Annotated in this window: 27 protein-coding genes; 3 read left to right on the top strand and 24 right to left on the bottom strand. The window is 51.3% G+C overall.

Features of this window, described 5'->3' with window-relative positions:
- Positions 1-80 precede the first annotated feature (80 nt).
- The 16 genes from ftsY to I8U18_RS02945 all read right to left on the bottom strand — a co-directional run bounded on the left by ftsY (position 81) and on the right by I8U18_RS02945 (position 15,442).
- A complete protein-coding gene (gene ftsY / locus I8U18_RS03020; protein WP_033099756.1) occupies positions 81-1,073 on the bottom strand; it encodes a signal recognition particle-docking protein FtsY in 993 nt (330 codons plus the stop codon).
- Between the two features lie 10 nt (positions 1,074-1,083).
- Positions 1,084-4,674 (bottom strand): chromosome segregation protein SMC, encoded by a 3,591-nt coding sequence (gene smc / locus I8U18_RS03015; protein ID WP_198055692.1) that lies wholly within the window; start codon positions 4,672-4,674, stop codon positions 1,084-1,086.
- Between the two features lie 193 nt (positions 4,675-4,867).
- Positions 4,868-5,206 (bottom strand): tRNA-binding protein, encoded by a 339-nt coding sequence (locus I8U18_RS03010; RefSeq protein WP_033099758.1) that lies wholly within the window; start codon positions 5,204-5,206, stop codon positions 4,868-4,870.
- Between the two features lie 333 nt (positions 5,207-5,539).
- Positions 5,540-5,746: a hypothetical protein gene (locus I8U18_RS03005; RefSeq protein WP_033099759.1), complete on the bottom strand. Its 207-nt coding sequence runs from the start codon at positions 5,744-5,746 to the stop codon at positions 5,540-5,542.
- Between the two features lie 228 nt (positions 5,747-5,974).
- On the bottom strand, positions 5,975-6,700 hold the full coding sequence (gene rnc, locus I8U18_RS03000) for a ribonuclease III (protein ID WP_033099760.1): 726 nt from the start codon (positions 6,698-6,700) through the stop codon (positions 5,975-5,977).
- The gene (fabF, locus tag I8U18_RS02995; protein ID WP_198055691.1) at positions 6,687-7,931 is read right to left on the bottom strand and encodes a beta-ketoacyl-ACP synthase II; all 1,245 of its coding nucleotides are present in this window, start codon (positions 7,929-7,931) and stop codon (positions 6,687-6,689) included. Before fabF ends, rnc begins: the two co-directional genes overlap by 14 nt.
- 95 nt (positions 7,932-8,026) lie before the next feature.
- Positions 8,027-8,260: an acyl carrier protein gene (gene acpP / locus I8U18_RS02990; RefSeq protein WP_033099762.1), complete on the bottom strand. Its 234-nt coding sequence runs from the start codon at positions 8,258-8,260 to the stop codon at positions 8,027-8,029.
- A 64-nt stretch (positions 8,261-8,324) separates the two neighbouring features.
- A complete protein-coding gene (fabG, locus tag I8U18_RS02985; RefSeq protein WP_198055690.1) occupies positions 8,325-9,068 on the bottom strand; it encodes a 3-oxoacyl-ACP reductase FabG in 744 nt (247 codons plus the stop codon).
- Positions 9,069-9,086: 18 nt separating this feature from the next.
- Entirely contained in the window at positions 9,087-10,034 is a 948-nt protein-coding gene (fabD, locus tag I8U18_RS02980; protein WP_033099764.1) for an ACP S-malonyltransferase, read from the bottom strand.
- A gap of 23 nt (positions 10,035-10,057) precedes the next feature.
- On the bottom strand, positions 10,058-11,047 hold the full coding sequence (locus I8U18_RS02975; RefSeq protein ID WP_033099765.1) for a beta-ketoacyl-ACP synthase III: 990 nt from the start codon (positions 11,045-11,047) through the stop codon (positions 10,058-10,060).
- A gap of 15 nt (positions 11,048-11,062) precedes the next feature.
- Entirely contained in the window at positions 11,063-12,040 is a 978-nt protein-coding gene (gene plsX, locus I8U18_RS02970) for a phosphate acyltransferase PlsX (RefSeq protein WP_033099766.1), read from the bottom strand.
- Positions 12,040-12,621 (bottom strand): transcription factor FapR, encoded by a 582-nt coding sequence (gene fapR / locus I8U18_RS02965; protein ID WP_198055689.1) that lies wholly within the window; start codon positions 12,619-12,621, stop codon positions 12,040-12,042. The genes plsX and fapR overlap by 1 nt, the downstream gene beginning before the upstream one ends.
- 149 nt (positions 12,622-12,770) lie before the next feature.
- Complete coding sequence (gene rpmF, locus I8U18_RS02960) at positions 12,771-12,953, bottom strand: 50S ribosomal protein L32 (protein ID WP_033099767.1); 183 nt, start codon at positions 12,951-12,953, stop codon at positions 12,771-12,773.
- Positions 12,954-13,006: 53 nt separating this feature from the next.
- Positions 13,007-13,525 (bottom strand): YceD family protein, encoded by a 519-nt coding sequence (locus tag I8U18_RS02955; protein WP_052153969.1) that lies wholly within the window; start codon positions 13,523-13,525, stop codon positions 13,007-13,009.
- A gap of 77 nt (positions 13,526-13,602) precedes the next feature.
- Positions 13,603-14,655: a SepM family pheromone-processing serine protease gene (locus I8U18_RS02950; protein WP_052153970.1), complete on the bottom strand. Its 1,053-nt coding sequence runs from the start codon at positions 14,653-14,655 to the stop codon at positions 13,603-13,605.
- A complete protein-coding gene (locus I8U18_RS02945) occupies positions 14,645-15,442 on the bottom strand; it encodes a patatin-like phospholipase family protein (RefSeq protein ID WP_198055688.1) in 798 nt (265 codons plus the stop codon). Before I8U18_RS02945 ends, I8U18_RS02950 begins: the two co-directional genes overlap by 11 nt.
- A gap of 105 nt (positions 15,443-15,547) precedes the next feature.
- On the opposite strand from I8U18_RS02945, the gene ylbJ reads away from it, so the two are divergent.
- Positions 15,548-16,789, top strand: a complete 1,242-nt coding sequence (ylbJ, locus tag I8U18_RS02940; RefSeq protein WP_198064462.1) for a sporulation integral membrane protein YlbJ — start codon at positions 15,548-15,550, stop codon at positions 16,787-16,789.
- A 75-nt stretch (positions 16,790-16,864) separates the two neighbouring features.
- On the opposite strand, the gene coaD is transcribed toward ylbJ, so the two are convergent.
- The 4 genes from coaD to I8U18_RS02920 form a co-directional block, all read right to left on the bottom strand.
- A complete protein-coding gene (gene coaD / locus I8U18_RS02935; RefSeq protein WP_198059127.1) occupies positions 16,865-17,344 on the bottom strand; it encodes a pantetheine-phosphate adenylyltransferase in 480 nt (159 codons plus the stop codon).
- A gap of 15 nt (positions 17,345-17,359) precedes the next feature.
- A complete protein-coding gene (rsmD, locus tag I8U18_RS02930; protein ID WP_198055687.1) occupies positions 17,360-17,917 on the bottom strand; it encodes a 16S rRNA (guanine(966)-N(2))-methyltransferase RsmD in 558 nt (185 codons plus the stop codon).
- A 298-nt stretch (positions 17,918-18,215) separates the two neighbouring features.
- Positions 18,216-18,803: a hypothetical protein gene (locus I8U18_RS02925; protein ID WP_198055686.1), complete on the bottom strand. Its 588-nt coding sequence runs from the start codon at positions 18,801-18,803 to the stop codon at positions 18,216-18,218.
- 88 nt (positions 18,804-18,891) lie between these two features.
- A complete protein-coding gene (locus tag I8U18_RS02920) occupies positions 18,892-19,239 on the bottom strand; it encodes a hypothetical protein (protein ID WP_033099772.1) in 348 nt (115 codons plus the stop codon).
- 191 nt (positions 19,240-19,430) lie between these two features.
- Between I8U18_RS02920 and I8U18_RS02915 the strand changes: the two genes are divergently transcribed.
- Together I8U18_RS02915 and I8U18_RS02910 are read left to right on the top strand one after the other, a co-directional pair.
- A complete protein-coding gene (locus tag I8U18_RS02915) occupies positions 19,431-20,084 on the top strand; it encodes a YiiX/YebB-like N1pC/P60 family cysteine hydrolase (protein WP_198059128.1) in 654 nt (217 codons plus the stop codon).
- A 76-nt stretch (positions 20,085-20,160) separates the two neighbouring features.
- Positions 20,161-21,147 (top strand): hypothetical protein, encoded by a 987-nt coding sequence (locus I8U18_RS02910; protein ID WP_033099773.1) that lies wholly within the window; start codon positions 20,161-20,163, stop codon positions 21,145-21,147.
- 82 nt (positions 21,148-21,229) lie between these two features.
- On the opposite strand, the gene recG is transcribed toward I8U18_RS02910, so the two are convergent.
- The 4 genes from recG to I8U18_RS02890 all read right to left on the bottom strand — a co-directional run bounded on the left by recG (position 21,230) and on the right by I8U18_RS02890 (position 25,800).
- On the bottom strand, positions 21,230-23,278 hold the full coding sequence (recG, locus tag I8U18_RS02905; RefSeq protein ID WP_033099774.1) for an ATP-dependent DNA helicase RecG: 2,049 nt from the start codon (positions 23,276-23,278) through the stop codon (positions 21,230-21,232).
- Positions 23,279-23,284: 6 nt separating this feature from the next.
- The gene (sdaAA, locus tag I8U18_RS02900; protein ID WP_033099775.1) at positions 23,285-24,169 is read right to left on the bottom strand and encodes an L-serine ammonia-lyase, iron-sulfur-dependent, subunit alpha; all 885 of its coding nucleotides are present in this window, start codon (positions 24,167-24,169) and stop codon (positions 23,285-23,287) included.
- A 69-nt stretch (positions 24,170-24,238) separates the two neighbouring features.
- Positions 24,239-24,895 (bottom strand): L-serine ammonia-lyase, iron-sulfur-dependent subunit beta, encoded by a 657-nt coding sequence (gene sdaAB, locus I8U18_RS02895; protein WP_198055683.1) that lies wholly within the window; start codon positions 24,893-24,895, stop codon positions 24,239-24,241.
- A gap of 35 nt (positions 24,896-24,930) precedes the next feature.
- Positions 24,931-25,800, bottom strand: coding sequence for a DegV family protein (locus tag I8U18_RS02890; protein WP_198064461.1), 870 nt, complete (start codon positions 25,798-25,800; stop codon positions 24,931-24,933).
- Between the last annotated feature and the right edge of the window lie 15 nt (positions 25,801-25,815).

Raw genomic sequence — 25,815 nt, 5'->3', positions numbered from 1 at the left:
CCCAAAAGGAAGCGGGGGAATGAAAAACCCCCTCTCCCCTCATGCCCGATCGCTCATCCATGCCTGTTGCAAAAAGCCGATTACTCCGCCTGCATCTCTTCTTCCATCGCTTCTTTGAACAAGGCGTGCAAAAACTGATCGGCATCAAAGTCCTGAAGGTCATCCGCTTTTTCACCGAGTCCGACCAGTTTGACCGGCAGGTTTAACTCGTGATTGATGGCGATCACAATTCCGCCTTTGGCCGTTCCGTCCAATTTTGTCAAGACGATGCCCGATACATTGACAGCTTCGCCAAATTGCTTCGCCTGGATCAGGGCATTTTGTCCCGTGGTGGCATCAAGCACCAGAAGCACTTCATGCGGGCCGTCAGGCACTTCCCGTTTCACGACGCGGTATACTTTTTTCAGTTCTTCCATCAGGTTCACCTTGTTTTGCAGGCGGCCTGCCGTATCACAGAGCAGAATATCCGCCTTGCGCGCGCGGGCGGCCTGAATGCCGTCGTAGATCACTGCCGCGGGATCAGCACCTGCCTGATGCTTGATCACATCAACTCCCACACGTTCTCCCCAGGTTTCCAGCTGTTCAATCGCCCCGGCGCGGAACGTGTCCCCGGCCGCCAGCACCACTTTTTTGCCTTCGCTTTTAAAGCGGTGGGCCAGTTTGCCGATCGTGGTCGTTTTTCCGACCCCGTTCACTCCCACAAACAAAATAACGGTTAATCCATCTTCATTCAGGTTTAACTTGCTCTCCCTCTGTTTATCCGACAGCATTTCACTGATCAGTTCCATCAGGAGCGGCTGCAATTCCGAAGGCTCTTTGATTTTTCTCTCCTTCACTTCCGAACGGAGACGCTCCGTCAATTCCATTGTCGTTGTCACCCCGACATCTGCACCGATCAAAATCTCTTCCAGTTCCTCATAGAGATCCTCGTCGATCTTGCTGCGACCGGCGAACAGGTCGGATATGGCCCCGACAAACTGCGTACTCGTCTTCTTCAGTCCGGTCATAAATTTTTGTGTGACCGAATCGGTTTTTTTGGAAACACTCTCTTTTAATTTCCTGAAAAAACTCATCTTGTTCCTCCTAGCTCTGGCTACTGGCAACTTCCATACTTCCATCATACTCTTCCAGCTTCACTGATACCAGTTTGGACACACCCGATTCCTGCATGGTAATTCCATACAGCACATCCGCTCCTTCCATGGTGTGCTTGCGGTGGGTGATGATGATAAACTGCGTTTTGCCGGAAAACTCTTTCATGTAATGGGTATAGCGGGTCAGATTGGCTTCATCGAGCGCTGCGTCCACTTCATCCAAAACGCAGAACGGCACCGGTTTGATACGAAGAACGGCAAAAAGAAGCGCCAGCGCGGCCAACGCTCTTTCCCCGCCCGACAGGAGATTGAGGTTTTGCAGTTTTTTTCCGGGCGGTTGGGCGACGATGTCAATTCCCGTTTCCAGCAGATTGTCCGGTTCGCTCAGTTGCAAATCAGCGCGTCCGCCGCCGAACATCTTCACAAATACATCTTGAAATTCGGTGCGGATCATTTCAAAACTCTCGAGAAAACGCCGCCCCATCTCCTCCGTCAACTGGCGGATGATTTCATAGAGTTTCTCCTTGGCTTCGAGGAGATCCGCTTCCTGGGTCTTCAGGAAATCGAGTCGTTCCATCAGACGGTTGTGCTCTTCAATCGCTCCCAGGTTTACATCCCCCAACGATGTGATCTGCGATTTGAGAGAGCGAACCCTCCGCTCCGCTTTGGCAGGTTCGGCAGGGACCTCATATTCTTGTTTGGCCCGTTCGTAACTGATCTCATATTCTTCGGCCAACTTTTGCAAAAGATGATTTAACTCCACATCAAGGCGGTTCACGCGCACTTCCTGCTCATGGAGCCGGTTCTCCTGCTTGCGGTAGGATTGGCTCAAGGTGCGCACCTCTTTTTCTTGCTGTTCGCGACGCTGCAAGGTTTCTTCGCGCAACTGTCTCGTTTCGGCCAGCTGGGACTGAATCTTTTCCTTCTGCTGCCGAAGGTCGTTGATCCTCTGCTCCAGTTGGCCCATTTCCTGCTGATTGAATTCCTGCTGAGAGCCCAAAGACTCCCACTCTTTTTTGGCGATGCCCAGCTGCTTGGACGAACGCTTGTAGTCTTCAGCCAGCCGGCGGCCGATTTCCTCCAGGTTGGCCAGTTCCTGCCTTAGCTGCGCCACAGTGACACGAAGTTCGGTCATCCGCTCTCCGGCTTCTTCTTTATCACTGGCCGCTTGTTTGGCCAGATCTTCCGCTTCGCGGATCATTTGCTCCAAGCGGGTTTGTTCCCTGCGTAGTTGCTCGATCTCCTGCTCCAGTCTTTGAAAATGGCGGGTGAGTTGCTCATTTTTCGCCAACGCCTGTTTCCGCTCGGCGGCGATGCTTTTCAGTTGCTCTTCCACCGCCCGTTTTTGCACGGCGAGTTCACGCTCCCGTCCATGCAGTTCCTGTTCCTTGACGCGTCTCTCCTCCCCGCGCAGGCGAACCCGTTCCCAATCCTGTTCCAGCTTCTGCTTCCGTTCTCTCAAGGCAGCAAATTGCTGTTGGATTTTTTCACTAACCCGTTCCGCCTCTTTTATCTGTTTCTCCAATTCCTCCAACTGACGGGAACGCCCGAGCAGATTGCTTTTGCTTTGTTGCCTGCTCCCCCCCGTCATTGAACCGCCCGGGTTTACCACATCACCGTCCAACGTGACAATGCGATAGCGGTAAGAAAGCGTCCGCGCCATCTGGTTTGCCTGCTCCAGCGTTTTCGTGACGACGACCAGCCCAAGCAAATTTTGCATCAAGGCGCGATAACGCTCATCCGTCCGGATCAGGTCGGCCGCGATTCCGACAAACCCGGGGACTGACCGGCACCGCTCCAATTCGGCCGCGGAGAGCGAGCGAGCTCTCATGACATCGAGCGGTAAAAAAGTGGCCCGCCCCAGCCGCTTTTCTTTTAAGTAAACTATCCCGCTGCGCGCTGTCGCCTCATCATCCACGACGATATGTTGCAACGCTCCGCCCAACGCTGTTTCCATCGCTGCTTCCATCTCTGCCGGAACCTGGATCAGCTCGGCCACGGCGCCGTGAACTCCTTTAAGGGCCGGAATTCCGCGGTCCCGGGCGCGCAAAACCTCTTTAACCCCCTGCATAAAGCCCTGATGTTCCGCCTCCATCTCTTTCATCCACTCCCATTTGGAACGGAGGCGGTTTAATTGTTGCTCCGCTTGGCGGCTTTGCAGGGTGAGAGCCTTCTCTTCCTGCTCCATCTCGGTGCGCTCCCCGGCCAACGTGCGCACTTCCTGTGCCGCCTGCTTCAGATCCTCTTCCACTTCTTTGAGCTGAACGGACAATTTTTCAGCCTGTTTGTCTTGCTCCTGCCTCTCCTGCACGTACTGCTTCTCCTGCGCCTCCAAGGCGTTAATCCGTTCACTCAGTTCTTCCCGCTGCTCGGATACATATTGTTTTTCACTGGTTAGGGCCGCCAGTTTCTGCCCTTGCAGGTTGTGCTTTTCGGTCAGTTCCAACAGCCTCTTGGCCACATCATCGCTGGAGAGGGAAAGTTGCTGTTTTAAAACGGCCAGCTGGTCTTCCGCATGCCGGAGCGCTTCTTTCTTTTCCTTCAGCCGCTCCTTGACCTTGTTTTCTTCCTCGCGCAGCCGGGTGCATTCGCTTTCCAAAACCCGAATCTGCTCCTGAAGGTGTTGCTGCGTTTCGGTTCGGTTACGGACGCGCTCCATGCGCACTTCTTTCTGGCCTTCCGCTTTCTCCAGTTCTTCGCTGACGGAAAGCAGTTGCGTCTGGACTTCCTCCCATCGCTGTTCCTGCTCCTGCAATTTTCCCTTTAATTCCTCGAGCGCAGCTTCTTTGGTGCTCACTTCCGCGGCCAGCGAAACCTGGTTCTCTTTCAGCTGTTTAACCTCCTGTGCCGCTTGCTGCCACTCGTTATGAATCGCCTCAATTTTATGTACGTATAACCCGATTTCCACATTTTGCAATTCTGTTTTTAATTCTTTAAACCGCTGGGCTTTCTCCGCCTGTTCCGCAAGCGGTTCCACCTGCGTCTCCAGCTCATGGATCAGGTCGTGAATGCGGGCCAGATTTTGCTCCGTGTTATCCAGCTTCTTTTCCGCTTCTTTCTTGCGCGTTTTATATTTGCTGATCCCTGCCGCTTCCTCAAAGATAATGCGGCGGTCTTCCGACTTGGAACTGAGGATCTCATCGATTTTTCCCTGCCCGATCATCGAGTAGGCATCCTTGCCAATTCCCGTATCGAGAAACAGTTCGTGAATATCCTTCAGCCGGCAGCTCTGCCGGTTCAGCAAATATTCGCTCTCACCCGAACGATAAACCCGCCGTGTCACCGTTACTTCCGCATAGTCCAGCGGCAGGCGCCGGTCACTGTTGTCAAAGGTGATGGATACTTCACAATAGCCGACGGGCTTTCGGGTATCGCTCCCGGCAAAAATCACATCCTCCATCTTGTTTCCCCGCAGCGATTTGGCGCTTTGTTCCCCCAGAACCCAGCGAATTCCGTCCGTCACATTGCTCTTCCCGCTGCCATTTGGCCCCACGACCGCGGTGATGCCGGGAACAAATTCCAACTCCGTGCGATCGGCAAACGATTTAAAACCGCTCATCTCCAATCGTTTCAGATACATGAACCACCCTCCTCTCACTTAATCGAGGCCTTTTGCTGATTTTTCCATTTCTGCTTCAGCAACAGCCTGTACAAAATCCGGGGAACTGATTTATTTTAGCATAAAAAGAGAAAAATCGTTTTTCTATAAAAAAGGAAGCCAGTTCTCGTTGAAAGAAGGCTCCCTTACCGTTTTTGAAATCAATTGGTACGGCTTAGTAAACCCGTGTTCCAAGCGGAGCCTGATGATCCGCCCGGAGCAAGGTAACGCCGCCTTCGGTTGAATCAACCCCCAAAACCAAGACTTCCGACATAAAGTCAGCCACCTGTTTGGGCGGAAAATTAACGACCGCGACAACCCGTTTGCCCACCAATTCTTCAATTGAATACAAATGGGTGATTTGTGCACTCGATTTTTTGGTTCCAATTTCTTCTCCAAAGTCGATCCACAACTTATAGGCGGGTTTGCGCGCTTTGGGAAACGGTTCGGCGCGCACCACCTCCCCGATCCGCATTTCCACTTTTAAAAAATCATCATACGAACAAAATTTCATCCATCCTTCTCTCCCTTCCCAAGCTCAAACCCTTCTTATTCATTCACCCCTGGAGGCTTAATACCTTTCTTTCAGCAATAAACGAACAGTCACCATATTTTCCCGCGACAGCAACAAACGCGGGGAAACAGGCAGGAACTTCTTCGGGAGATTACATTGAAACGCACTCGGATAAAGCAGGCAGTCCATCGACACTGGAACGACAGCATTTTCCCACAGCACGCCTCCGGGCGCAAAGGGGCTGTTTCAAATCATCTCCTGAATGATTCGTTCTCCGCCGCTCCGTGATCGCCTTCATACCACGGATTCCTCCGTATGATCATTGCGGTGCCGTCAAGTTTCATCGCTTCCCTGTTCCTTCTTTTGTCCCCGCTCTTTCCATTCGACAAGCCGGCTCAAAGACTGGCTGATTCTCTCAAGCGATTTCATGATGCGCCATAAAATGACCAGGGCAAGGACTCCGCCGGCAACCGGCAGAATGATCGCAAGCAGCGAAAATAACTGAAACAAATAGGGAGCGATATAACTAAAAAATCGCAAAATTCCCTTCAGCCCCTTTTTGTAGTTTTCATTTTATTTTAAAATAACATATCCCAAAAGCAACAAAAACATTTTGCTGTCCATGCAACGAATTTGTTTCAAAGTGCGTCTGTATACGTGGAAGGGTTTGCCGGACACTTCATGTTCCAATCCGAAAAAACAAAAATCACCCCTTAAAAGAAACGGTAACCAGTCTGGATTTTCCCGCTCCGATTTAAGGGGTGTGTTTCATTTCTGTTTGGCTTGCCAATTTTTCAATGCTTCCATTGCAGCATGTTGTTCCGCTTCTTTTTTCGATCGTCCCGAGCCCCGGCCAAGCGGCTGGTTATCCAAATACACCTCAGCCACAAAATGCCGGTCATGGGCCGGTCCTTGCATATCGACAATTCGATAGGCAAGGGTTCCGAGCCGTTCATGCTGCACGAACTCCTGCAATTGGCTTTTCGCATCCAACATGCTGGCAAGCCATTCTTCATTTATCTTCGGGAACATGAACGTATGCAAAAAGTTTTTGGCACCGTCCAGTCCCTGATCAAGAAACAAGGCGCCAATAAAAGCTTCAAACAAGTCGGCCAAAAGGGAGGGACGGTTGCGCCCTCCCGTCATCTCCTCCCCTTTTCCGAGGCGCACGTAATTGCCAAACCCCAATTCACGCGCAAAAGAAGCCAATGAAGGTTCACAGACAATCCGGGCCCGCATCCGTGTCAGTTCCCCTTCGCTCATCTTCGGATAGCGTTGAAACAGGTACTCGGAGACAACCAGTTCGAGAACGGCATCACCTAAAAATTCCAACCGTTCATTGTCTGCATGGGTGCCGTTCTTCCGTTCGTGTGCAAAAGATGTATGGGTGAATGCCTGCTGAAACAGTTTTCGATTTTTAAATGCAAAGCCTGTCAATTCTTCCAGGCGCGAAAAATCCATCTCATTCACCCTTTTGCCATTACTTTTCTTCATATTCTTTCAACAAGATCGTAGCGTTGTGTCCCCCGAAGCCAAGCGAATTGGACAGTGCAGTGCGAACGCGTGTTTTGCGCGCTTCATTTGGAACATAATCCAGATCGCACTCCGGATCAGGATTTTCCAGGTTGATCGTCGGCGGGAGAATTTGTTCTTTGATTGCCAGAGCACTGATGATGGTTTCCACGCCGCCTGCGGCTCCAAGCAAGTGACCGAGCATGGACTTGGTGGAGCTGACAGCCAGTTTATAGGCGTGATCCTTGAACGCACCTTTGATGGCCATCGTTTCAAACTTGTCGTTGTATTCGGTCGAAGTGCCGTGCGCATTGATATAATCAATCTCTTCAGGGGCAAGTCCGGCATCCCGCATCGCCATCTCCATGGCCCGTTTTGCCCCTTCCCCTTCCGGAGCCGGGCTGGTTAAGTGATAAGCATCTGCGGTCATCCCGTAACCAACCACTTCGGCGATAATGTTAGCTCCGCGTTTTAAGGCGTGATCCAGCGTCTCCAGCACGAGAACCCCGGCTCCTTCCCCCATGACAAAGCCATCACGGTCTTTGTCAAACGGGCGGCTCGCTTTTTCCGGTTCGTCATTGCGGGTGGACAGAGCCGTCATCGCAGAAAAACCGGCAACTGCCAACGGCACGATCGTTGCTTCGGCTCCACCGGCCAACATCACGTCCGCTTCCCCGCGCTGAAGAATTCTGAATGCATCCCCGACACAATGGGTACCGGTCGAACAAGCGGAAATGGCTGCGCTGTTCGGCCCCTTGGCGCCCAACTGAATCGATACGATACCGGAAGCCATGTTGGCGATCATCATCGGGACGAAGAACGGACTGACCCGGCGCGGACCGCGATCCATCAAAACACGATGCTGTTTTTCCAATGTGGCGAGACCGCCGATGCCCGATCCGATGTAGACGCCGACCCGTTCCGCATTCCGGTCATCGATGTTCAGACCGGCATGGCTGACAGCCATCTTGGCAGCGGCGACAGCGAATTGAGCAAAGCGATCCATCCGGCGTGTTTCTTTTTTATCAATAAAATTCAAGGGATCAAAGTCTTTTACCTCTGAGGCAATTTTTACTGCATAATCGCTGGTGTCAAACTGGGTGATATGGCTGATTCCCGACTTCCCTTGAATGAGATTATTCCAGAATGTATCAATATCATTGCCAAGAGAAGAAATGACTCCAAGACCAGTAATCACAACTCGATTTTTCAATCTGGTCCACCGCCTTTCCTCACAATACTGTAGAAAAATGATGTGTATAAAGTCCCGCAAAACACGGGACTTTATCGTAAGTACGGATGGAAAATTTATTTATGTTTGTTGATGTAATCCACTACATCTCCAACCGTCGAAATTTTCTCCGCTTCTTCATCGGAGATCTCCATGTCGAACTCATCTTCCAATTCCATGATGAGGTCGACTACATCGAGGGAGTCTGCGCCCAAATCGTCTTTGATAGATGCCTCCATCGTTACTTCGGACGGATCAACGTTCAGGCGTTCTACAACGATTTTCTTTACGCGTTCCAACGTATCTGCCATATCTCTCACCTCCCTTTCGTATTATACGGAATCGTCAATTGACAAGCAACGAAATTATCCAAAACTAGCTCATCACCATGCCGCCATCCACATGAATCGTCTGTCCCGTGATGTATCTGGCGGAATCCGAGGCCAAAAACTTCACCGTTTCCGCCACATCTTTCGGCTCACCGAAAAAGCCCAGCGGAATGTGGTTGAGCATCTGCTTCTTCAATTCTTCATCCAATACGGATGTCATATCCGTATCGATGAAACCGGGCGCAATCGCATTGACCGTGATCCCGCGGCCAGCCAGTTCTTTGGCCGTTGATTTGGTCAAGCCGATCACTCCGGCTTTGGCAGCCACATAGTTGGCTTGCCCCGGATTGCCCATGACCCCCACGACAGAACTAATGTTGATGATCCGGCCGCTGCGCTGTTTCATCATCGGACGAACTACCGCTTTGGTGGCAAGGAACACACCTTTGAGATTGGTGTTGATCACTTGATCCCACTCTTCCTCTTTCAGGCGCATCAAAAGGTTATCGCGGGTGATCCCGGCGTTATTGACCAGAATATCAATTTTGCCGAAAGTGGACAGCACTTGCTTGATCGCGGCGTCGACTTGCCCGCTGTCGGCCACGTCCACCTGGAGGGACATCCCTTCTTGCCCGGTCTCCTTGATCTTGGCAACCGTCTCTTCTGCTGCGGCGTGATTTCCCGCATAGAAAATGGCCACATTCGCCCCAGCTTCAGCCAAAGTGATGGCGACTGCGCGTCCAATTCCCCGGGAACCGCCCGTCACTACAGCTACTTTCCCTGCAAGCATCGTTCGACTCTCCTTTGTCTATGCGAATACCTTCAATTTTTCGACGGCCTGTTTCAAGCTTTCTTCGTCCTGGATCGAAAGGGTATCTACACGACGGTTTATTTTTTTCACCAACCCGCACAAGACATTCCCCGGTCCGATCTCAACAAATGTATCCACACCCTGCTCCAGCATATAACGGACGCTGTCCTCCCACAATACCGGGGAAGCCACTTGCTCGACCAGTAGACGGCCGATCTCCGCCGGTTCGGCCACCGGTCTTGCCGTCACGTTGGCAATAACCGGAATCTGCGCAGGGGAGATTTGGATGGATTGCAAATGTGCGGCTAATTGCTCCGCAGCAGGCTTCATCAGAGACGAGTGGAACGGTCCGCTTACGGAAAGCGGAATCACTCTTCTGGCTCCGGCGGCAACCGCCTTTTCTCCGGCATCTTCCACAGCAGCCCGGTGACCCGAAATCACAATCTGTCCGGGACAATTGTAATTTGCCGGCTCTACTACATGATTTTCCTTACTTACCTCTTTACATACCTGATCAAGCAAATCGCGTTGCAAATTCATCACGGCTGACATCGCCCCGCGCCCGGCAGGAACGGCTTGTTCCATATAGGTTCCACGCTTATGTACGGTAAGAACCGCATCAGCAAATGAAAGAGCATTTGCCGCAACCAAAGCCGAGTACTCTCCCAAACTGTGCCCCGCCACAAAATCGGGGACGAGATCCACTTCTTCTCTCAGCATGCTCAACAATGCCACACTGGTGGTCAGGATCGCCGGCTGTGTGTTGGCCGTCAGGCGCAACTCTTCCTCCGGCCCTGCAAAACAGAGGCGGGAAAGCGAAAACCCGAGTACTTCATCGGCCTCGGCAAAGATTTGCTTCGCCCGGGCATTATTTTGGTAGATATCCAAACCCATGCCCACTTTTTGCGATCCTTGGCCAGGAAAGAGAAAAGCGATTTTGCCCATTTGAAAAAACCTCCTTCATACGGTTAGTCAAGCGCCCACTTAAGCACTGTTGCCCCCCAGGTGAGTCCGCCGCCAAAACCGCAGAGAACCAGAGTATCCCCTTTTTTGACTCTTCCTTCTTTCACTGCTTCATCGAGAGCCACCGGAATTGAGGCGGAAGACATGTTTCCGTAGCGGTCGAGGTTGATCACCACTTTATCTTCCGTCAATCCAAAGCGCTTGATCGCCGAGTCGATGATGCGGATATTGGCTTGGTGCGGAACGAGCAGATCGATATCCTCTTTGCTCAATCCGGCTTTTACGAGCGCTTCATCGGTTGCGTTCCCCAAAACGCGAACGGCGAACTTAAACACTTCGCGTCCGGCCATGGAGATGGTGTGCAGCTTTTGCTGAACCGTTTCAACCGATGCCGGCTGCCGGGAACCGCCTGCTTCAAGTTTCAGCAATTCGCCGCCGGAACCGTCTCCACCCAATTCAAAAGAAAGGAAGCCGTAACCTTCTTCAACCGGGCCCAATACAGCCGCTCCGGCACCGTCACCAAACAACACACAGGTATTGCGGTCTGTCCAATCCGTGATTCTGGACAAACACTCCACCCCGATCACGAGCGCATACTTGTAAACTCCGGTTGCAATAAACTGGGAGGCTGTTGCCACACCGTACATAAAACCGGTACATGCTGCAGAAAGATCAAAAGTGGCCGCTTTTTCTGCTTTCAACCGATCCTGAACGAGGCAGGCTGTCGCTGGAAAAGCCATGTCAGGCGTTACGGTCGCCACAATGATCAGATCAATGTCAGCGGCACTGATCCCGGCAGCCTCCAGCGCCTTTTCCGCCGCTTTGACCGCCAAGTCGGAGCTGGCCTCTTCCGGAGCAGCAATCCGCCGCTCACGAATTCCTGTCCGGCTGACGATCCATTCGTCACTGGTATCAACCATTTTCTCCAGATCCGCATTGGTCAGTACTTTCTCCGGAACATAGGCCCCTGTCCCTAAAATCCCTACTGCTCTCATCCTTCCACTCCCCTTTTAATGAGACAGTTCTTCTTCAATTCTCTGGATGACGCCATTTTCGACAAACAGGTGTGCTTGGCGAATCGCATTGTAAAAAGCTTTTTCATCCGAAGAGCCATGGGCTTTAATCACGGGACCCGAGAGACCCAGGAGCGGTGCTCCTCCGTGCTCCTTGTAATCCATATCCCGGGCAAACCGCTTCAGACCCGGCTTCAGGATCGCAGCGGCCAACTTGTTCAGCAGGCTGGCGGTCAGTTCCTGTTTAAAACGTTCGAAAATGGCTTTAGCGACACCTTCCATGTTTTTCAGCAAAATGTTTCCACTGAATCCGTCGCAAACCAGCACATCGCAGGGACGGTAAAGGATGTCCCGCGCTTCCACATTTCCGATGAAAGAAATGGATCTTTCTTGTTCCAAAAGGGAAAATGCTTCCTTGGTCAGCTCTGTTCCTTTGCATGCTTCGGTTCCGATATTGAGAAGTCCGATTTTCGGCTCCTTGAATCCGAGCACCTTATTTGCGTAAATACTTCCCATCTGCGCGTATTGGCGCAAATGTTCCGGTCTGGCTTCGGGATTTGCCCCCACATCCAGCACCAGAATCCCTTTGCCGGTCAGAGTGGGAAAAACGGGAGCCAATGCCGGACGGTCCACACCTCTCATCCGCCCGGTATGGAAAAGACCGGCTGCCATCAGAGCACCTGTATTTCCTCCGCTGATAAACGCATCCGCTTCCCGGTTTTTCACCATCTGACATCCGACGACGATGGAAGAATCCTTTTTGCGCCGTACCGCTTTGACCGGCTCATCATCAGGTTCAATTTGTTCGCTGACCTGGACAAATTGGAGATTGCCAAATGCTTCAGGCAATAGTTTTTCATCCCGACCGATCAAGATAAAGGTGGTATCCGGCCATTGGGAAGCAGCAAGCCGCAATGAATTCACTACCGCTGTCGGAGCATGGTCTCCTCCATGCGCATCAATCGCAATTCGCATCAATGCTCCTCCTCATTCGCTGGAACAAGTTCATCGTCTTCTAGGCGATAAACGTCAAAAATTCCTTGAAAAACGACTTCTCCATTGATTTTCGTTTTTACATCCACCTGTAAACGGGATGCCTTTTTTTTGATTACCGTGGCATGGGCAATGCACTTTTCCCCCAACCTGGCCGGTCGGATAAACCGGATCTCGGCTGAACCGGTAAGTGCCACTTCCGAGTTCACCAGCGCAACGGCCAGTGAATTGGCCTGTGCAAACAGGATGTGTCCGCGGGCGATTTGATTTCGTGCAAAAACATGTTCCTTCTTGATCTCCAAAACGGAAACACCGCTGTGATCCAATTGCAGATCTACGATATCCCCGATCACTTCTTCCACCAATAATGACCGGACACGGTCAAAATGATTCTCCGCCATGTGTTTGATACGCTCGCGCAATTCCGGAATGCCAAGCTCCAAACGATCCAGCCTGATTGTTTGTATGCTGACCTTGCATCGCTTTGCCATCTCTTCATCCGTCAGAAATGGATCGTCCATAAAAGCTTGTTTGATTCGGCGCTGTCTTTCTCTCTTGGACATGCGCACAGCGGAGCCACCACCTTTTTTATTACCATGTATTAATACCAGGTACTAAATCAGTATATAAAAAAAAGGGCGTATTGGCAATATGAAAAAACAAGAGCCAGACCAAGATGCCGGCTCTTGCTTTTACGGCTCCGGCAAATCCATTATTCGTTTGCAACGCCTTCCACTTCAGAGCCTTTGTAATAACCGCACTCTTTGCAGACACGGTGAGAGAGTTTGGGCGCTCCGCATTGCGGGCATTTCACCAAACCTGGCACAGCCAGTTTAAAATGGGTGCGACGTTTGCGTTTGCGTGTTTTCGATGTACGTCTAAAAGGTACTGCCATGCTGTTTCACCCCCTCTAAGAATGTAACACAAGTCGGGGAAGTTTTCATACACCTAAGATTTGTCCTCGAACCAATCCTGCAATGCCGCCAACCGGGGATCGATTTTTTCAATCTGGCAGTTGCAGGTTTCCACATTTTTGTTCGTTCCGCATTTGGGACATAGACCTTTGCAATCTTCCCGACATACTGGAATGTAAGGAAACTGGAGCAGAACTGCCTCCCGGATCATGGGGTCAAGATCCAGCACATTTCCATCAATCAAATGGATCTCTTGCTCCTCTGTTTCTACCGCCCGGTGTGCTTCATCCGTAAAATATTCCTTCCATTTCACATGAATTGGAAGGGTGAATTCCGACAAGCACTTGGAACAGGAAAATGTCGCTTCGGTCGACTGCTCCGTATCGGCTTCGATCAGATGCGGATCCAGGAGCGACACACGGGCTTTTACTTGAACGGGCTCAAGCCGAACCAACCCTGGAACTTCGCCCGGCAAAGCATCCAGCGTTACGGTCTCACGCAAGTCAAGTTGCCCGGCTTTGGCTTGATTTAACTTGTGCAGGGAAATCTGCATGATTCCACTCCTTGTGTAAAAACAGGGTTATTATAAGACACGATTGCAATCCCTGTCAACGTTTTTGACTTGAAAGTCTATGCGGCGGCTTCGGGCAACCGCTGAAGATATTGAACGGCATCGGCCAGAGATTTGACCGGCACCAGCTTCAGATGCAGGCCTTCCTTTTTGATCGTTTCTTTGGCAATTTTTTCATTCTGATCCCCCGGCATCACATCTTCCGGGCAAAAGAAGATTTGGGCATGTGCCCGTTCAGCGGCAACGAGTTTGTGCTGAATCCCTCCGATTTGCCCGACGGTTCCGTCAGCGGAAATCGTTCCCGTACCGGCAATGCGGTGTCCATGAGTCAGATCTTCGGGCACCAACCGGTTTAAAACTTCAAGTGTAAACATCAACCCGGCCGACGGTCCGCCGATCTCGTCGGCTTCAATCCGGACGGGCGGGGAGGTGATCACCTGGATCCGCGGAACCGGAACAATGCCCAGTCCGACATGCGGCTTTTCACCCGGCTGTGCGGGCAAAGTGTACAGGCTCAGCTTAAGGGTTTGTGCTTTTCTGTCCCGAAGGAGGCTGACGACAACGGTGTCCCCCGCTTTTTTGGCGCTCAGGTATTGAACGAGCTGATCGACGGACTCAACCGGCCGCCCGTCCACCTTTTGAATAATATCCCCTTCCCGCAGTCCTTGCGGCTGTTTTCGGAGCAGCTGAAATACTTCAATTCCGGTCATTTGGACGCGAACCGGCTTTTTGGCATAGCGAAAAGCAGCGATAATCGCCTGATTTTGTGAGGCAGTCATATTTTCCGCCTCTCTTCTCTGATACTCCTCTTCCGATTCATTCTGCGCCAAAATCTCCGTTTCATGCACCAATTCACCGTGCCCGGTCAGTTTCACATAAGCATAATCAAACAGATTTCCGTCTTTTAAGGAAACGGTGGTCAGCATAAATGACCCTTTTTCATGCGGCCTGATCCCGCCAACATGCACCATTGGCGACACATCCTGGGCCGAGCCGGGCGCCATGACAAAATAAGGTATACGGACGAGAAAGAGAACCCCGATTATGATAAAAATCAGTGATATAACAACAACTCCGACGATTCTCTTTCCATTCGAGTCTCTATATCCCATCCCATACTTCCTCTCCTTGCCAGTTTCGGATCAGTTCTTTCAGTTTTTTCACTTTGGCTCTCGCTTCTTCTTCTCCTTTTTGAATACATTCCTCCGCCCTCATAAACGCGGTGGGTCCGATATGGCCGACATCGGGATGAAAAACGAAATCGGCCGCCACAATCCGCTGGCTGGTAATCTCTTTCTCCATGATAACTAAAGTTTGTGCAATCACATCAAAAATATTTTCGATCTTCGCTTGATTCACCCGCGGAATCACATCAACGGCTATAACCAGATCGGCCCCCATCTCCCGCACGACGGAAACCGGAACCCGGTCGATCACCCCTCCGTCCACCAACAGTTGGTTTCCGAGGCGAACCGGTTCAAAAATCCCCGGTATCGAGATGCTCGCTCTTACCGCCAGATCTGCAGGTCCTTCCGTGAACACCACGGGTTCCCCTCTTGTCAAATCCGTCGCGATCACCGCTGTCGGGATCGCCAGTTGCTCCAATCTCTTGTTGTGCGTGAGCAGGCGAATCAATTCTCTCACCTTGTTCCCGATGACAAAGCCCATTTTCGGAATCGTCAGATCGAGCCAATGCTTCCGTTTCAGGGAGATCGCCACTTGCTCGCACATTTCCAGATCCAGCTGATTCGCCAGCAGAACCGCGACAATGCTCCCCATGCTGCTCCCGGCAACAAAATCAATTTCAATTCCTTCCTCTTTCAGGACTTTCAATACACCCAAGTGAGCAAAACCGCGCGCTCCGCCAGAGCTGAGGGCCAAACCGATCTTCGGGTGCAAACAGCATTCGCTCCTTTCGTTTCACTGGACAAACCACCGGCATATATTTCCTCCCCCAAGCGTAGACATGTTATTGATGCTGTTGTCCATGAGGAGAGAATGAATATGATCCGACCCTTTCTCCGAAGTCAATTTAAAACGCTGGCACTTGCTTCTTTCGCTTTTTTTATTGCCATCCTGCTCGTCTTGTATCCTGAACAGGCTGTTAAATCATCGCTTAGGGGGTTGACGATTTGGTGGGATGTCGTCTTTCCTGCTTTATTGCCTTTTTTCATAACAGCCGAAATGATGATGGGCTTCGGAGTCGTCCATTTCCTGGGAGTCCTCCTGGAACCATTGATGCGCCCGATCTTTCGCGTTCCCGGGGCGGGCGCGTTTGTCATGGCCGTCGGCTTGATCTCCGGAAATCCCATGGGGGCAAAACTGACGGCCCGTCTGCGCGAACAGGACCTCATCTCCCGCGAGGAAGGGGAACGCCTTGTCGCTTTTACCAGCACTGCCGGCCCCTTATTCCTGTTTGGCGCGGTGGCAGTCGGTTTTTTTGAAAATGAATCGCTCGGCATGATCCTTGCCACCGCTCATTATGCCAGTGCTTTCCTCGTTGGATTTTTGATGCGTTTTCACGAACCGAAAGCCCCGCCCTCCAATCCAAAAGGAAAAAAAACCGGCCTCATCTTCATTCGCGCCCTGAGAGCCATGCACCGGGCAAGGATTCAGGATGGACGCACACTCGGACAATTGATCGGTCAATCGGTGACTTCCGCTGTGCAAACCTTGCTGCTGATTGGCGGTTTTATCATGATGTTTTCCGTTTTAACCCACCTGATCAACTATGTAGGCATAACCAGGCCCCTGGTGTACGGAATCTCCTGGCTTCTCCACCTTTGTTCCCTGTCCGGGGACCTGGCCAATCCAATTTTAGCCGGATTGTTTGAAATCACTTTGGGCTCCCAGCTGGCCAGTGCCGTCGGTCCCACCGTGCCGCTGATCTATAAATTGGCCATGGTCGGCTTTGTCGTCGGGTGGAACGGATTATCGATCCACGCCCAGGTCGCCAGTATGATCAGCCGGACGGATATCCGTTATTTCCCTTACTTTTTGGCGAAAATCCTGCATGGCGTGCTGGCGGCGGTCATCACAGTCGCTATATTCCCGCTTTTCCGGCCGCGGCTGGATGTCGTCGCCGTGAACAGTTCCCTTCTCGGGGAATCGGTTATTCACTCCCCTCTCTGGCAGACATTGAAAGGGATATCGATTATTATAGCGCTATTCTGGGTTTTCTTTCTATTGTTTGCTGAAATCAAAGATCGCTTGCCGTATAATAAAAACCCGCTCAAACGTCAGTGACAAAACGTAGCGGGCAAAAAAATCGGCCAGAGGGGGGAATTTCCCTTTTTATGTGAGCATCATCCGGGGCACGGATCAAGCTTCAAACTTTTCCTGCAAGGCCTTGGCAACATGTTCCGGAACCAAGTCTTTCACATCCGCCCCATAGCGGGCGACTTCCTTGACCATTGCCGAACTGATAAAAGAATACTGATTGCTCGTCATTAAAAAGAATGTCTCCACTTCTTCATCCAGCTTGCGGTTGGTTGATGCGATTTGCAGTTCGTACTCAAAATCGGAGATGGCCCGGAGACCGCGCAGGATAACATTGGCCTCCCGTTTATGCAAATAGTCGACCAGCAACCCGCCAAAGCTGTCCACTTCGACGACGGACATATTTTTGGTCGCTTCCCTGATCAGCTCTTTTCTTTCTTCAACCGTGAACAAGGGGTTTTTAGAGGAATTTGTCAGCACGGCCACAATAATTTTGTCAAACACTTTGGCCCCGCGCTTGATAATGTCCAGATGACCATATGTAATCGGGTCAAAACTTCCCGGATAGACGGCGATTTTCATCTCGTCTCCTCCTTCTTACTCGTTTATCTTTTGGTAGAGAGTGATCCCGGTGTCCCCATAAGCGAGACGACGAATTTGAACAAGCGATCCCAATTCTGCCTCCAATTCCTGATCATTCGGGTGCTCCGCGACGACAATGCCGTCTTTTCCAAGCAACTCCGTCCCGACGATCTCCTTCAGCACGGGGAGCAACAAATTTTTATGATAAGGTGGATCCAGCAGAATCAGCTCAAACCGCCAGCCTTTTCCCTGCAGCATCTTCAGTGCCGCTCTCGCATCCCGCCGGTAGATTTCCACCCGGTCCGCCAGTTTCGCCGCTTCTGCATTCATGCGAACAATATCACAGCTTGTCCGTGATTGGTCAACAAAAACTCCCCGGTCAAAGCCCCGGCTTAACGCTTCCAAGCCAAGCGCACCTGTCCCGGCAAATAAATCAAGCACATTTCCCCCGGCAAAAAAAGGGCCGATTACTTGAAACAGGGATTCTTTGACTCGGTCTGCAGTCGGACGCACATGTTTTCCCGGAACCATTTTCAGGCGCGTCCCTTTTGCCGATCCAGCAATGATACGCATAATGGACACCTATCTCTTCTGTCATTTATTAATAAAATAAAACACGTTTAATCCTACCATAAAGAACAGGCAAATGAAAACGCAAAAAAAACCAAATGCAAGGTATAAAAAATCAAAAGGAGGAAAACATAATAGATGACAGCGTCGATTATGATGTTGTCGAACCGCGGAGAAGACTTACGTTTCCCCATAAGCTCTTCCTCCGGTTTCTCCTCTCCCATTTAGTATTTTTCACAACTCGATTGTGAAAGATACATTGAGGCTCGCGTAACAAGGCGCGAGCCATTTTTTTACTTTCTTATCTGGATCCTCGGCGTGGAATTCTCCTTCTCCTCACGCCATCCAGGGAAACTGTTTCATCGTATGCCGGCGGCCACTCCTCCATGCTCTCTCTGCGATTCTGCCGGGATGTCGCTTCCCTTCTCATCCGGTCCCTCTGTTCTCCCCAGGTATCGCGAAACTCCATCGATTCCGAAAATCTCTCCATCTCCGGATGCGGAGGTCTCCAGGCGGGAGAATACGGGACGTTTCTCCGCCCTTGTCTCTCCTCAGGCGGCCACTCGTCCGGCCTCGGAAACGGCAGGGCATCAGGATGAGGACCCGGTCCAAAAAATCCTCTCGGATCCATCGGGCCCTGCCTCCGCATCGGACCGGGAACAGGCCCGAACAACCAATCATCTTCCCACTCGCTTCTCATCATGCGAGGCGGCATCTCTCTTCTTTCCCGATCGTCAGAAAAATGACGCGGGGGACCCATCGGCTCACCAAACATATCCATTTCGTTAGGATAGAAATATTGGCCTGATTCACGTTCACGATGTTCAGCACTGCGAATTCCTTGCACAGGTTTTTTTCGCACAGGCTGCCTTTTTCTGCTTTTATGCATCATTCTTCCTCTCCCCGATCAGATATTGACCCCATTTTTTAACAGGCACTATACCATATGACGATCACCCTTGCTTTGTCTGTACGGATCACCTATAAGTTCCCGCCCAATTCCCCCAGTTCCGGTAGATGGTGCGTTTGATCATCCGCGCCTCCGTCGGCGTAATCACTTGTTCCACAACCATCGCATCCACCATCTTATCAGACAGTTCATATAATCTCGGCGAGTTCTGCAGCTTTTCAAGTTCCTCACGGGTAAAAAAATGCTCGGGAAGCTGTTGGGCATAGGACCATAGCCCCATCACACCGTACTGCATGCGGATGCGTCTCGCTTCGGCGATCAATTGCTTCATTTTCCTCACGCTTACCGCCCGGCGACCAACAGTCTGATTGATGGTATTCACAAGATCCTGATAAAGCGCATCGTTGTTGTTCATTCATTTCCCCCCTGCTTGCGAATAATGTATCTTATGCAGAAGGAAAAGGTCGTGACTTAACAATTAACAAGATTGATACACAAATGTAATCTTATTAAAATATATACTGAATATTACGTATTATAAAATAATAACAAGGAAAGCAAATGATTATTCACCTGTTTCCGAGAAAGGAGAAGTCAAGGAACATCATGAAATGCTTAAAAAAAATAACCCTGTTTCTCTTCTTCGCTTTTTTGTCCATTGTACCAGTGTTCCCCGACATCGCTTCCGCCTCCTCCCCTTCATTCACCCCCGATCAGCTGAAAGAAATCGCCAAAGCGAAGCAAAAAACCCGGTATGTCGCCACGCACTGGGATGAAATCAAACAAGCAAAGAATCCGGTTTCTGGCTCAGTCTCGATTGAATCCGTCGGGCAGGCAGGGGATATTCTCGTCACTTTGGACGGAACGAGCAGTTCATCCATGTGGGCGGGCGGTCATGCGGGAGTCGTTTCCGACGTGAGCGGATATGTCGTCGAATCGTTTGGCAACAAAGGGGATTTGAACGGTGTCCGGCATTGGCCGAATGACTGGGATACACGCTATAATCAGGTAAAAGGGCTCAGAGTGAACGGAGCCGCTTCCGGGGACTATGCTTATGCCGCTTCATATGCAAGACAGCAAATCGGCAAGCCTTATAACTACAATTTTTTCAATATTACGACAACCGGTTCATTTTATTGCTCCCAACTGGCTTGGCGCGCTTTTTACAATCTGGGTTATGATCTGAACGACGGCGGTGCGGTCTGGCCCGTTGACCTGATTGAAAGTCCGCTCACTTACGCCTTTTATTCAAAGGGTTGATGTCAAACGGGGCTTTTTTTCCTCTTTCGGGTGAAAAAAGGCTCCGCTTTCGCTCATCACAATGAAGGAGGTCGCCATGTTTCGGTTTCGTTTTATCCTGGTGCTGGTGTTGGGATTATTGCTTCTTTCCGCTGCCTGTTCCCGAGACGCACTTCCGCTCCGGCATGCAAGACTGGCTGTGATCTACACCAATGCTGCCAAAAAGGAAAGCGCATTGATGCTGCTGGATGCAAAGGGAGAAGCAATCGGCGAGATCCCGATCAAGGCAATGGGGATCTTTCAAATCGAAAAATCAGACAAAAACGGATTGCTTTTACCCGAGCGGTTTGGCCGGTCTCTCATCATCCTCTCCCCGGAAGGCAAGCTGCGAACGGAACAAACAAAAGAGTTTCCGATCTTTGTCAAACAAAGGGACGGAGTGACTGTGTCCGCCTTTAATACAACACTCCATTCCAACACCCTGGAAATCGTGCAAAACAACCAGCGCAAACAACTTCAGCTTCCCGGATTCCTGCGAACGGCTACTTGGGATGATACATATGTTTATGTGTTCTCTTCCTTGATTGAAGCGAAAAGGGCCGTTTTGTATGTGGTCGATCGGCAACGCGGAAAAGTAGCCCAAACCGTCCCGCTCGCCATCGATCTGGCTGATGACCTGAAAATCGTCGGTCACGACTTGCTTATCACCTCAACCGATGAACAGAAAAAAATGGCCATATATGATCTGGAGAAAAAGCGAATCCGCTATATCGAACTTCCGTTTGCCAAACCGCAGTACATTTTGCCCGTCGCCAATGAAATCTGGATTACCCATAAACAGCAGGCGGTTCTCACTGTTCTCGATCCCGATGCTGATCAGGTGAAACGAACTCTTGCCGTTTCACAACCGATATTTCAAGCAAAACAGGATGCCCAACACCTCTATATCCTGTCCCAGTCTGACAGTGCGGAAACAGCCGGCGTACTTGGCGTCTACGATAAAAAACATTTGCATCAGATAAAGCGGATTTCCCTGCCGCGCAAAGGTGAGATGCGCATTCAGGATTTTGCCTTGCTTCCCTGAGCGAAACCGCGGGCATGGCAGATGGCTGGCCACACTTCTTCAGAAAAAACCCTGTTGCTCAAGTGTCAACAGGGTTTTCGCACTAATCAAAGCTTTTCGATTCAAGATTTTCTTCCTGCAGGTACTCGTAAAGTGCCCTTGTCTCCGGATTGCTCGAAAAGTCAGGGCGGTTGACCAACTCCTGGGCATCGGCACGGGCAATCTCCAGTACACGCAAATCCTCATTCAAATCGGCAATTTTAAACTCGGGCAGACCGCTTTGCTTCACCCCGAGAAAATCTCCCGGCCCCCTCATCTCCAAATCGCGCCGGGAAATTTCAAATCCGTCGGTTGTTTCCGTCATGATCCTCATCCGCTCAACACCCGTTTCCGATTTGGGATCGGCCACCAGCACGCAAGTCGCCGTACCGCCGCCCCGCCCGACCCGTCCGCGCAACTGATGCAACTGCGCCAGTCCAAAGCGGTCCGCGTCATATATCACCATCACCGTGGCGTTGGGGACGTTGACTCCCACTTCGACGACCGTGGTGGATACGAGCACCTGAACCTCATTGGCGGCAAAATGGGCCATTACCTCTTCCTTTTCGGCAGAGGACATCCGTCCGTGCAGCAAACCGACACGAATCGGGGCCAGGGCCATTGTCAACTGACCATAAACCTCTTCGGCGTTTTGCAGATCCAGTTTCTCCGATTCCTCAATCAAAGGGCAGATCACATATGCCTGCCGGCCCTTCCGGCACTCTTTTTCGATAAAATTGACAATCCTGGGCCAAATCTCCTTTTTTACCCAATAGGTATCGACAGGCTGGCGCCCGGCAGGCATTTCGTCAATGGTGGAAACATCCATCTCTCCGTAGTACGTGATCGCCAGCGTACGCGGAATCGGCGTCGCCGTCATATGAAGAACATCCGGCACTTCCCCTTTTTCGCGAAGGGTAGCCCGCTGTTTGACACCAAAGCGGTGCTGTTCATCGGTGATCACCAGACCGAGATTGTGAAAGGTGACCCCTTTCTGAATCAAGGCATGCGTTCCGACAGCGATATCAGCCAGGCCCATTTGGATCTGCCCCAAGGCATCCCGCCTTTCCCGGGCCGTCATCCTGCCTGTCAAAGCGACAATTTGCAAGCCCAGCGGGGAAAGCAGCTGCTTGAGCGAGGCAGCATGCTGATCTGCCAAAATCTCCGTCGGCACCATCAGTGCTCCCTGATAACCGCTGAGATAATTGGCGTAAAGGACAATGGCTGCCACCACGGTTTTTCCGGAACCTACATCTCCCTGCAACAGGCGGTTCATCTGAGACGTGGAGCGCAGATCAGCCAAAATTTCCTGCACCACCCGCCTTTGCGCGTTGGTCAGCGGAAAGGCCAGCCGGTCGATAAATTCCTCCACCTTTTCCTCGGCAAAGGAATGGGCGATTCCTGTGTTCTCCATCCGTGCCTGTTTCTTCAGCCACATCATCTTCAATTCATATAAAAAAAGTTCCTCATACACCATCCGGCGGCGCGCTTGCCGGCCTTCTTCCCTCCCTTTTGGAAAATGAAGGAAGTACATCGCCCGCGGCCTGGAAATCAGCTTGTAGCGCCGCCGCAATTCCTCAGGCAGGATCTCCTCAATCCGGTTTCCATAACGGATAAACGCTTCATGAATCAGCTTGCGAAGCCCGTTCACTTTCACGGAACCGGTGACGGAATAAACCGGTTCGAGCCGGCCGACATGCTTTTCCTGTTCCGCTTGGGAGAGAAAGGTGCGATCAACCGTAATCTGCAACCGATGCCGATCCCATTTTCCTGATACAACGATGATTTGTCCCGGATTGATTTTTTCACGCAAATAAGCCTGATTAAACCAAATCAGGTTTACATGAATTCCGTTGACATCAATTTTGGCGGACATGCGCGATTTTTTCTTTCCATACCATCTCACGCTGGGCTGTCCGTAGACAATCCCCCGGACGGTAACCCGCTCATCCTGCTCCGCTCGCGTCAAATCACTGATACGGTAATCCTCGTAGCGGTATGGGTAGTACTCCAACAGGTCGGCGATGGATTCGATTCCGAGCTCGGACAGATTCTCTTTTCGCTGCTGACCGACACCGGGCAGGTTTTCCACTGGAATTTCCGTCAGTTTCATGATTGCTTATTTTCCCGCTCCAAAAATTTTTCGTTCCAGCTCCTGCCCTGTCGGGGTGGCAGCCAATCCGCCCAACGCCGTTTCTTTAAGCGCAACCGGCATCATCTGCCCGATCTTGAACATCGCCCCGATCACCTCGTCGGTCGGAATGATGCTTTTCACTCCGGCCATGGCCATATCGGCTGCAACCATGGCAATCGCCGCCCCCATCGCATTTCGTTTGACACAAGGCGCTTCCACCAAGCCCGCCACCGGATCACAGACGAGTCCGAGCATGTTTTTCAAAGCAATCGCCACCGCTTCCCCTGACATCGTTGGCGTTCCGCCCGCCATCTCCACGACAGCTGCCGCTGCCATCGCCGTTGCCGAACCCACTTCGGCCTGGCAACCCCCGGCTGCACCGGCGATGCAAGCGTTATTGGCGATACAAAACCCGATCGCTCCCGCCGTAAACAAAGCGCGTACCTTTGTTTCCCGATCGGAGCCCAGTTTTTCGGCCGCGGTGGAAATCGCCCCCGGCAAAATGCCGCAAGCTCCGGCCGTCGGTGTTGCCACAATCGTCCCCATCGCTGCATTCACTTCGGAGACTGCCGTCGCTCTTGAAACCGCATTCAGAATGGTCGAACCCGATAACAGAACGGGTGCGTTTTCTTTATATTCGTTGATTTTACGGGCATCGCCGCCGGTCAATCCGCTATGTGAGCGAATCTCTTCGGTCAACCCCCGTTCGATTGCCTGTTCCATTACGGTCAGGTTGTGTTCCATCCCCGCAAAGATCTCTTCCCGCGGACGGTTCATCACTTCGATTTCGTGCAAAATCATGACTTCGGATATTTTGAGTCCTTCCTTTTCTGCTATTTCCACTAATTCAGCTACTGTGCGAAATTTCATTTTTCCCGACCCCTTTTCCCACAGAAAACCGCCGGTCCTTCCTGAGGCGGCGGTTTTTATTCCATCATATTATAAGATCGTTACAGCATGAATCCCAGGCAAATTGCCAATTTTATGTTGCACTTCCATTTCCACCGGCTGATCGGTCTCAATGGACATCAAAGCTTGTGACCCTTTCTCTTTGCGTGACACTTGCATAAACGCAATATTAATCTCGTGTTCGGCCAACACACTTGCAACTTTGGCCACCGCACCATACTGATCCTGGTGCAATACCAGCAAAACCGGATCATTGCCGGACAAGCTCAGTTGAAAACCGTTCAGCTCGACGATTTCCATTTTTCCGCCACCGATGGAAATCCCGACCACTTCAACGCTTCCCTGTTCATCTTCCAGATAGATTCGAGCAGTATTGGGATGATCCGGCACTTCATCCGATTCGACAAAGGTGATCTCGATTCCCTCTTCTTTCGCGATCTCAAGGGCGTTCACAATCCGCTTATCGAATGTATCAAAATCGAGCAAACCGCCGGCAATGGCCACATCCGTACCATGGCCGCGATACGTTTGGGCGAATGATCCGTACAAGGTGATAACGGAGCGCTTCGGCTTGCGGCCAAAAATGGTTCTCGCCGCCCGCCCGATCCGGGCCGCTCCCGCCGTATGCGAACTTGAAGGCCCGATCATCACCGGACCGATAATATCAAATACGGTACGATATTTCATATGACATCCCAACCTTTTGCGACAACGTTCCCAGATTAAAGCTGCTCCAGCGGCACCAACAGGCATCCGACTGTCCCCGGACCCGCGTGGGTTCCAACCGCCGGTCCGATGTCAACCACAATCTCTTCTCTTACATCATACATCATTTTTACCTTGTTCAGCCAGGTCTTGGCATCTTCTTCCTGATCCGCATGCAGAATCGCCGCATAGACCGGGCCGACCGGAACTTTCTGCTGCAAAAGTTCAAACACTTTGCTGAAGGCCTTGTTTTTGCCGCGCGCCTTGTCAATCGCCGTTACCTCACCATCTTCGCTGATGGAGATGATCGGCTTGATACTGAGAAGCGAACCGACCAGCGCGGCCGCTTTCCCGATCCGGCCGCCCTTCTGCAAGTATTCAAGCGTATCGACCAGCGCCACCAGGCCCTGCTTTTCGCGAACCCGATCTGCCAGCTGCACCAGTTCATCCAGTGTTTTTCCCTCTTTTGCGGCCCGGGCGACCAGCACGACAATCACCCCGAGAGCATAGGCAACCGATTTGGAGTCATATACCATAATCTCCGCATCGGGATACTCTTCCTGGGCTATCGCTTTGGCCAGCATGCAGGATTGGTAAGTGCCGCTCATTTTCGAAGAAATATGAAGGGAAAAGATTTGCTTTGCCCCGCTTTGAATCGCTTTGCGATAAAACTCGGCAATCTCCAGCGGCGAAGGTTGGGAAGTGGTTGGCAACTCGGTAATCTCTCTCATTTTTTGATAAAATTGCGACGGAAACAAATCAACCCCGTCCAAATAAGATTGCCCCGCCAGATGAACTTTGATCGGGACAACGGAAATGTCCAAGGCTTCCGCCAGATCTTTGGGAATATCGGCAGTACTGTCGGTTATGATTTTCACCTGCCCCATCAAACACCCTCCTTT

It is taken from the genome of Thermoactinomyces sp. CICC 10522, assembly GCF_016055075.1.
GTDB classification, from domain to species: domain Bacteria; phylum Bacillota; class Bacilli; order Thermoactinomycetales; family Thermoactinomycetaceae; genus Thermoactinomyces_A; species Thermoactinomyces_A daqus.
Note: the sequence above shows the minus strand (reverse complement) of the source record. Positions and strands in the feature narration are given on the sequence as shown.

Bases quoted from the DNA above. Each gene is read 5' to 3' on its own strand.
- I8U18_RS02925 (WP_198055686.1), bottom strand. From the start codon at position 18,803: ATGCATAAAAGCAGAAAAAGGCAGCCTGTGCGAAAAAAACCTGTGCAA.
- sdaAA (WP_033099775.1), bottom strand. From the start codon at position 24,169: ATGAAATTTCGCACAGTAGCTGAATTAGTGGAAATAGCAGAAAAGGAA.
- I8U18_RS02975 (WP_033099765.1), bottom strand. From the start codon at position 11,047: ATGAGAGCAGTAGGGATTTTAGGGACAGGGGCCTATGTTCCGGAGAAA.
- I8U18_RS02890 (WP_198064461.1), bottom strand. From the start codon at position 25,800: ATGGGGCAGGTGAAAATCATAACCGACAGTACTGCCGATATTCCCAAA.
- smc (WP_198055692.1), bottom strand. From the start codon at position 4,674: ATGTATCTGAAACGATTGGAGATGAGCGGTTTTAAATCGTTTGCCGAT.
- I8U18_RS02920 (WP_033099772.1), bottom strand. From the start codon at position 19,239: ATGAACAACAACGATGCGCTTTATCAGGATCTTGTGAATACCATCAAT.
- rnc (WP_033099760.1), bottom strand. From the start codon at position 6,700: ATGAAGAAAAGTAATGGCAAAAGGGTGAATGAGATGGATTTTTCGCGC.
- ftsY (WP_033099756.1), bottom strand. From the start codon at position 1,073: ATGAGTTTTTTCAGGAAATTAAAAGAGAGTGTTTCCAAAAAAACCGAT.
- I8U18_RS03010 (WP_033099758.1), bottom strand. From the start codon at position 5,206: ATGAAATTTTGTTCGTATGATGATTTTTTAAAAGTGGAAATGCGGATC.
- recG (WP_033099774.1), bottom strand. From the start codon at position 23,278: ATGAAACTGACGGAAATTCCAGTGGAAAACCTGCCCGGTGTCGGTCAG.
- fabD (WP_033099764.1), bottom strand. From the start codon at position 10,034: ATGGGCAAAATCGCTTTTCTCTTTCCTGGCCAAGGATCGCAAAAAGTG.
- plsX (WP_033099766.1), bottom strand. From the start codon at position 12,040: ATGCGAATTGCGATTGATGCGCATGGAGGAGACCATGCTCCGACAGCG.
- acpP (WP_033099762.1), bottom strand. From the start codon at position 8,260: ATGGCAGATACGTTGGAACGCGTAAAGAAAATCGTTGTAGAACGCCTG.
- I8U18_RS02910 (WP_033099773.1), top strand. From the start codon at position 20,161: ATGTTTCGGTTTCGTTTTATCCTGGTGCTGGTGTTGGGATTATTGCTT.
- I8U18_RS02915 (WP_198059128.1), top strand. From the start codon at position 19,431: ATGAAATGCTTAAAAAAAATAACCCTGTTTCTCTTCTTCGCTTTTTTG.
- rsmD (WP_198055687.1), bottom strand. From the start codon at position 17,917: ATGCGTATCATTGCTGGATCGGCAAAAGGGACGCGCCTGAAAATGGTT.
- ylbJ (WP_198064462.1), top strand. From the start codon at position 15,548: ATGATCCGACCCTTTCTCCGAAGTCAATTTAAAACGCTGGCACTTGCT.
- I8U18_RS02950 (WP_052153970.1), bottom strand. From the start codon at position 14,655: ATGGGATATAGAGACTCGAATGGAAAGAGAATCGTCGGAGTTGTTGTT.
- fapR (WP_198055689.1), bottom strand. From the start codon at position 12,621: ATGTCCAAGAGAGAAAGACAGCGCCGAATCAAACAAGCTTTTATGGAC.
- fabG (WP_198055690.1), bottom strand. From the start codon at position 9,068: ATGCTTGCAGGGAAAGTAGCTGTAGTGACGGGCGGTTCCCGGGGAATT.
- rpmF (WP_033099767.1), bottom strand. From the start codon at position 12,953: ATGGCAGTACCTTTTAGACGTACATCGAAAACACGCAAACGCAAACGT.
- coaD (WP_198059127.1), bottom strand. From the start codon at position 17,344: ATGAAAATCGCCGTCTATCCGGGAAGTTTTGACCCGATTACATATGGT.
- sdaAB (WP_198055683.1), bottom strand. From the start codon at position 24,895: ATGAAATATCGTACCGTATTTGATATTATCGGTCCGGTGATGATCGGG.
- I8U18_RS02955 (WP_052153969.1), bottom strand. From the start codon at position 13,525: ATGCAGATTTCCCTGCACAAGTTAAATCAAGCCAAAGCCGGGCAACTT.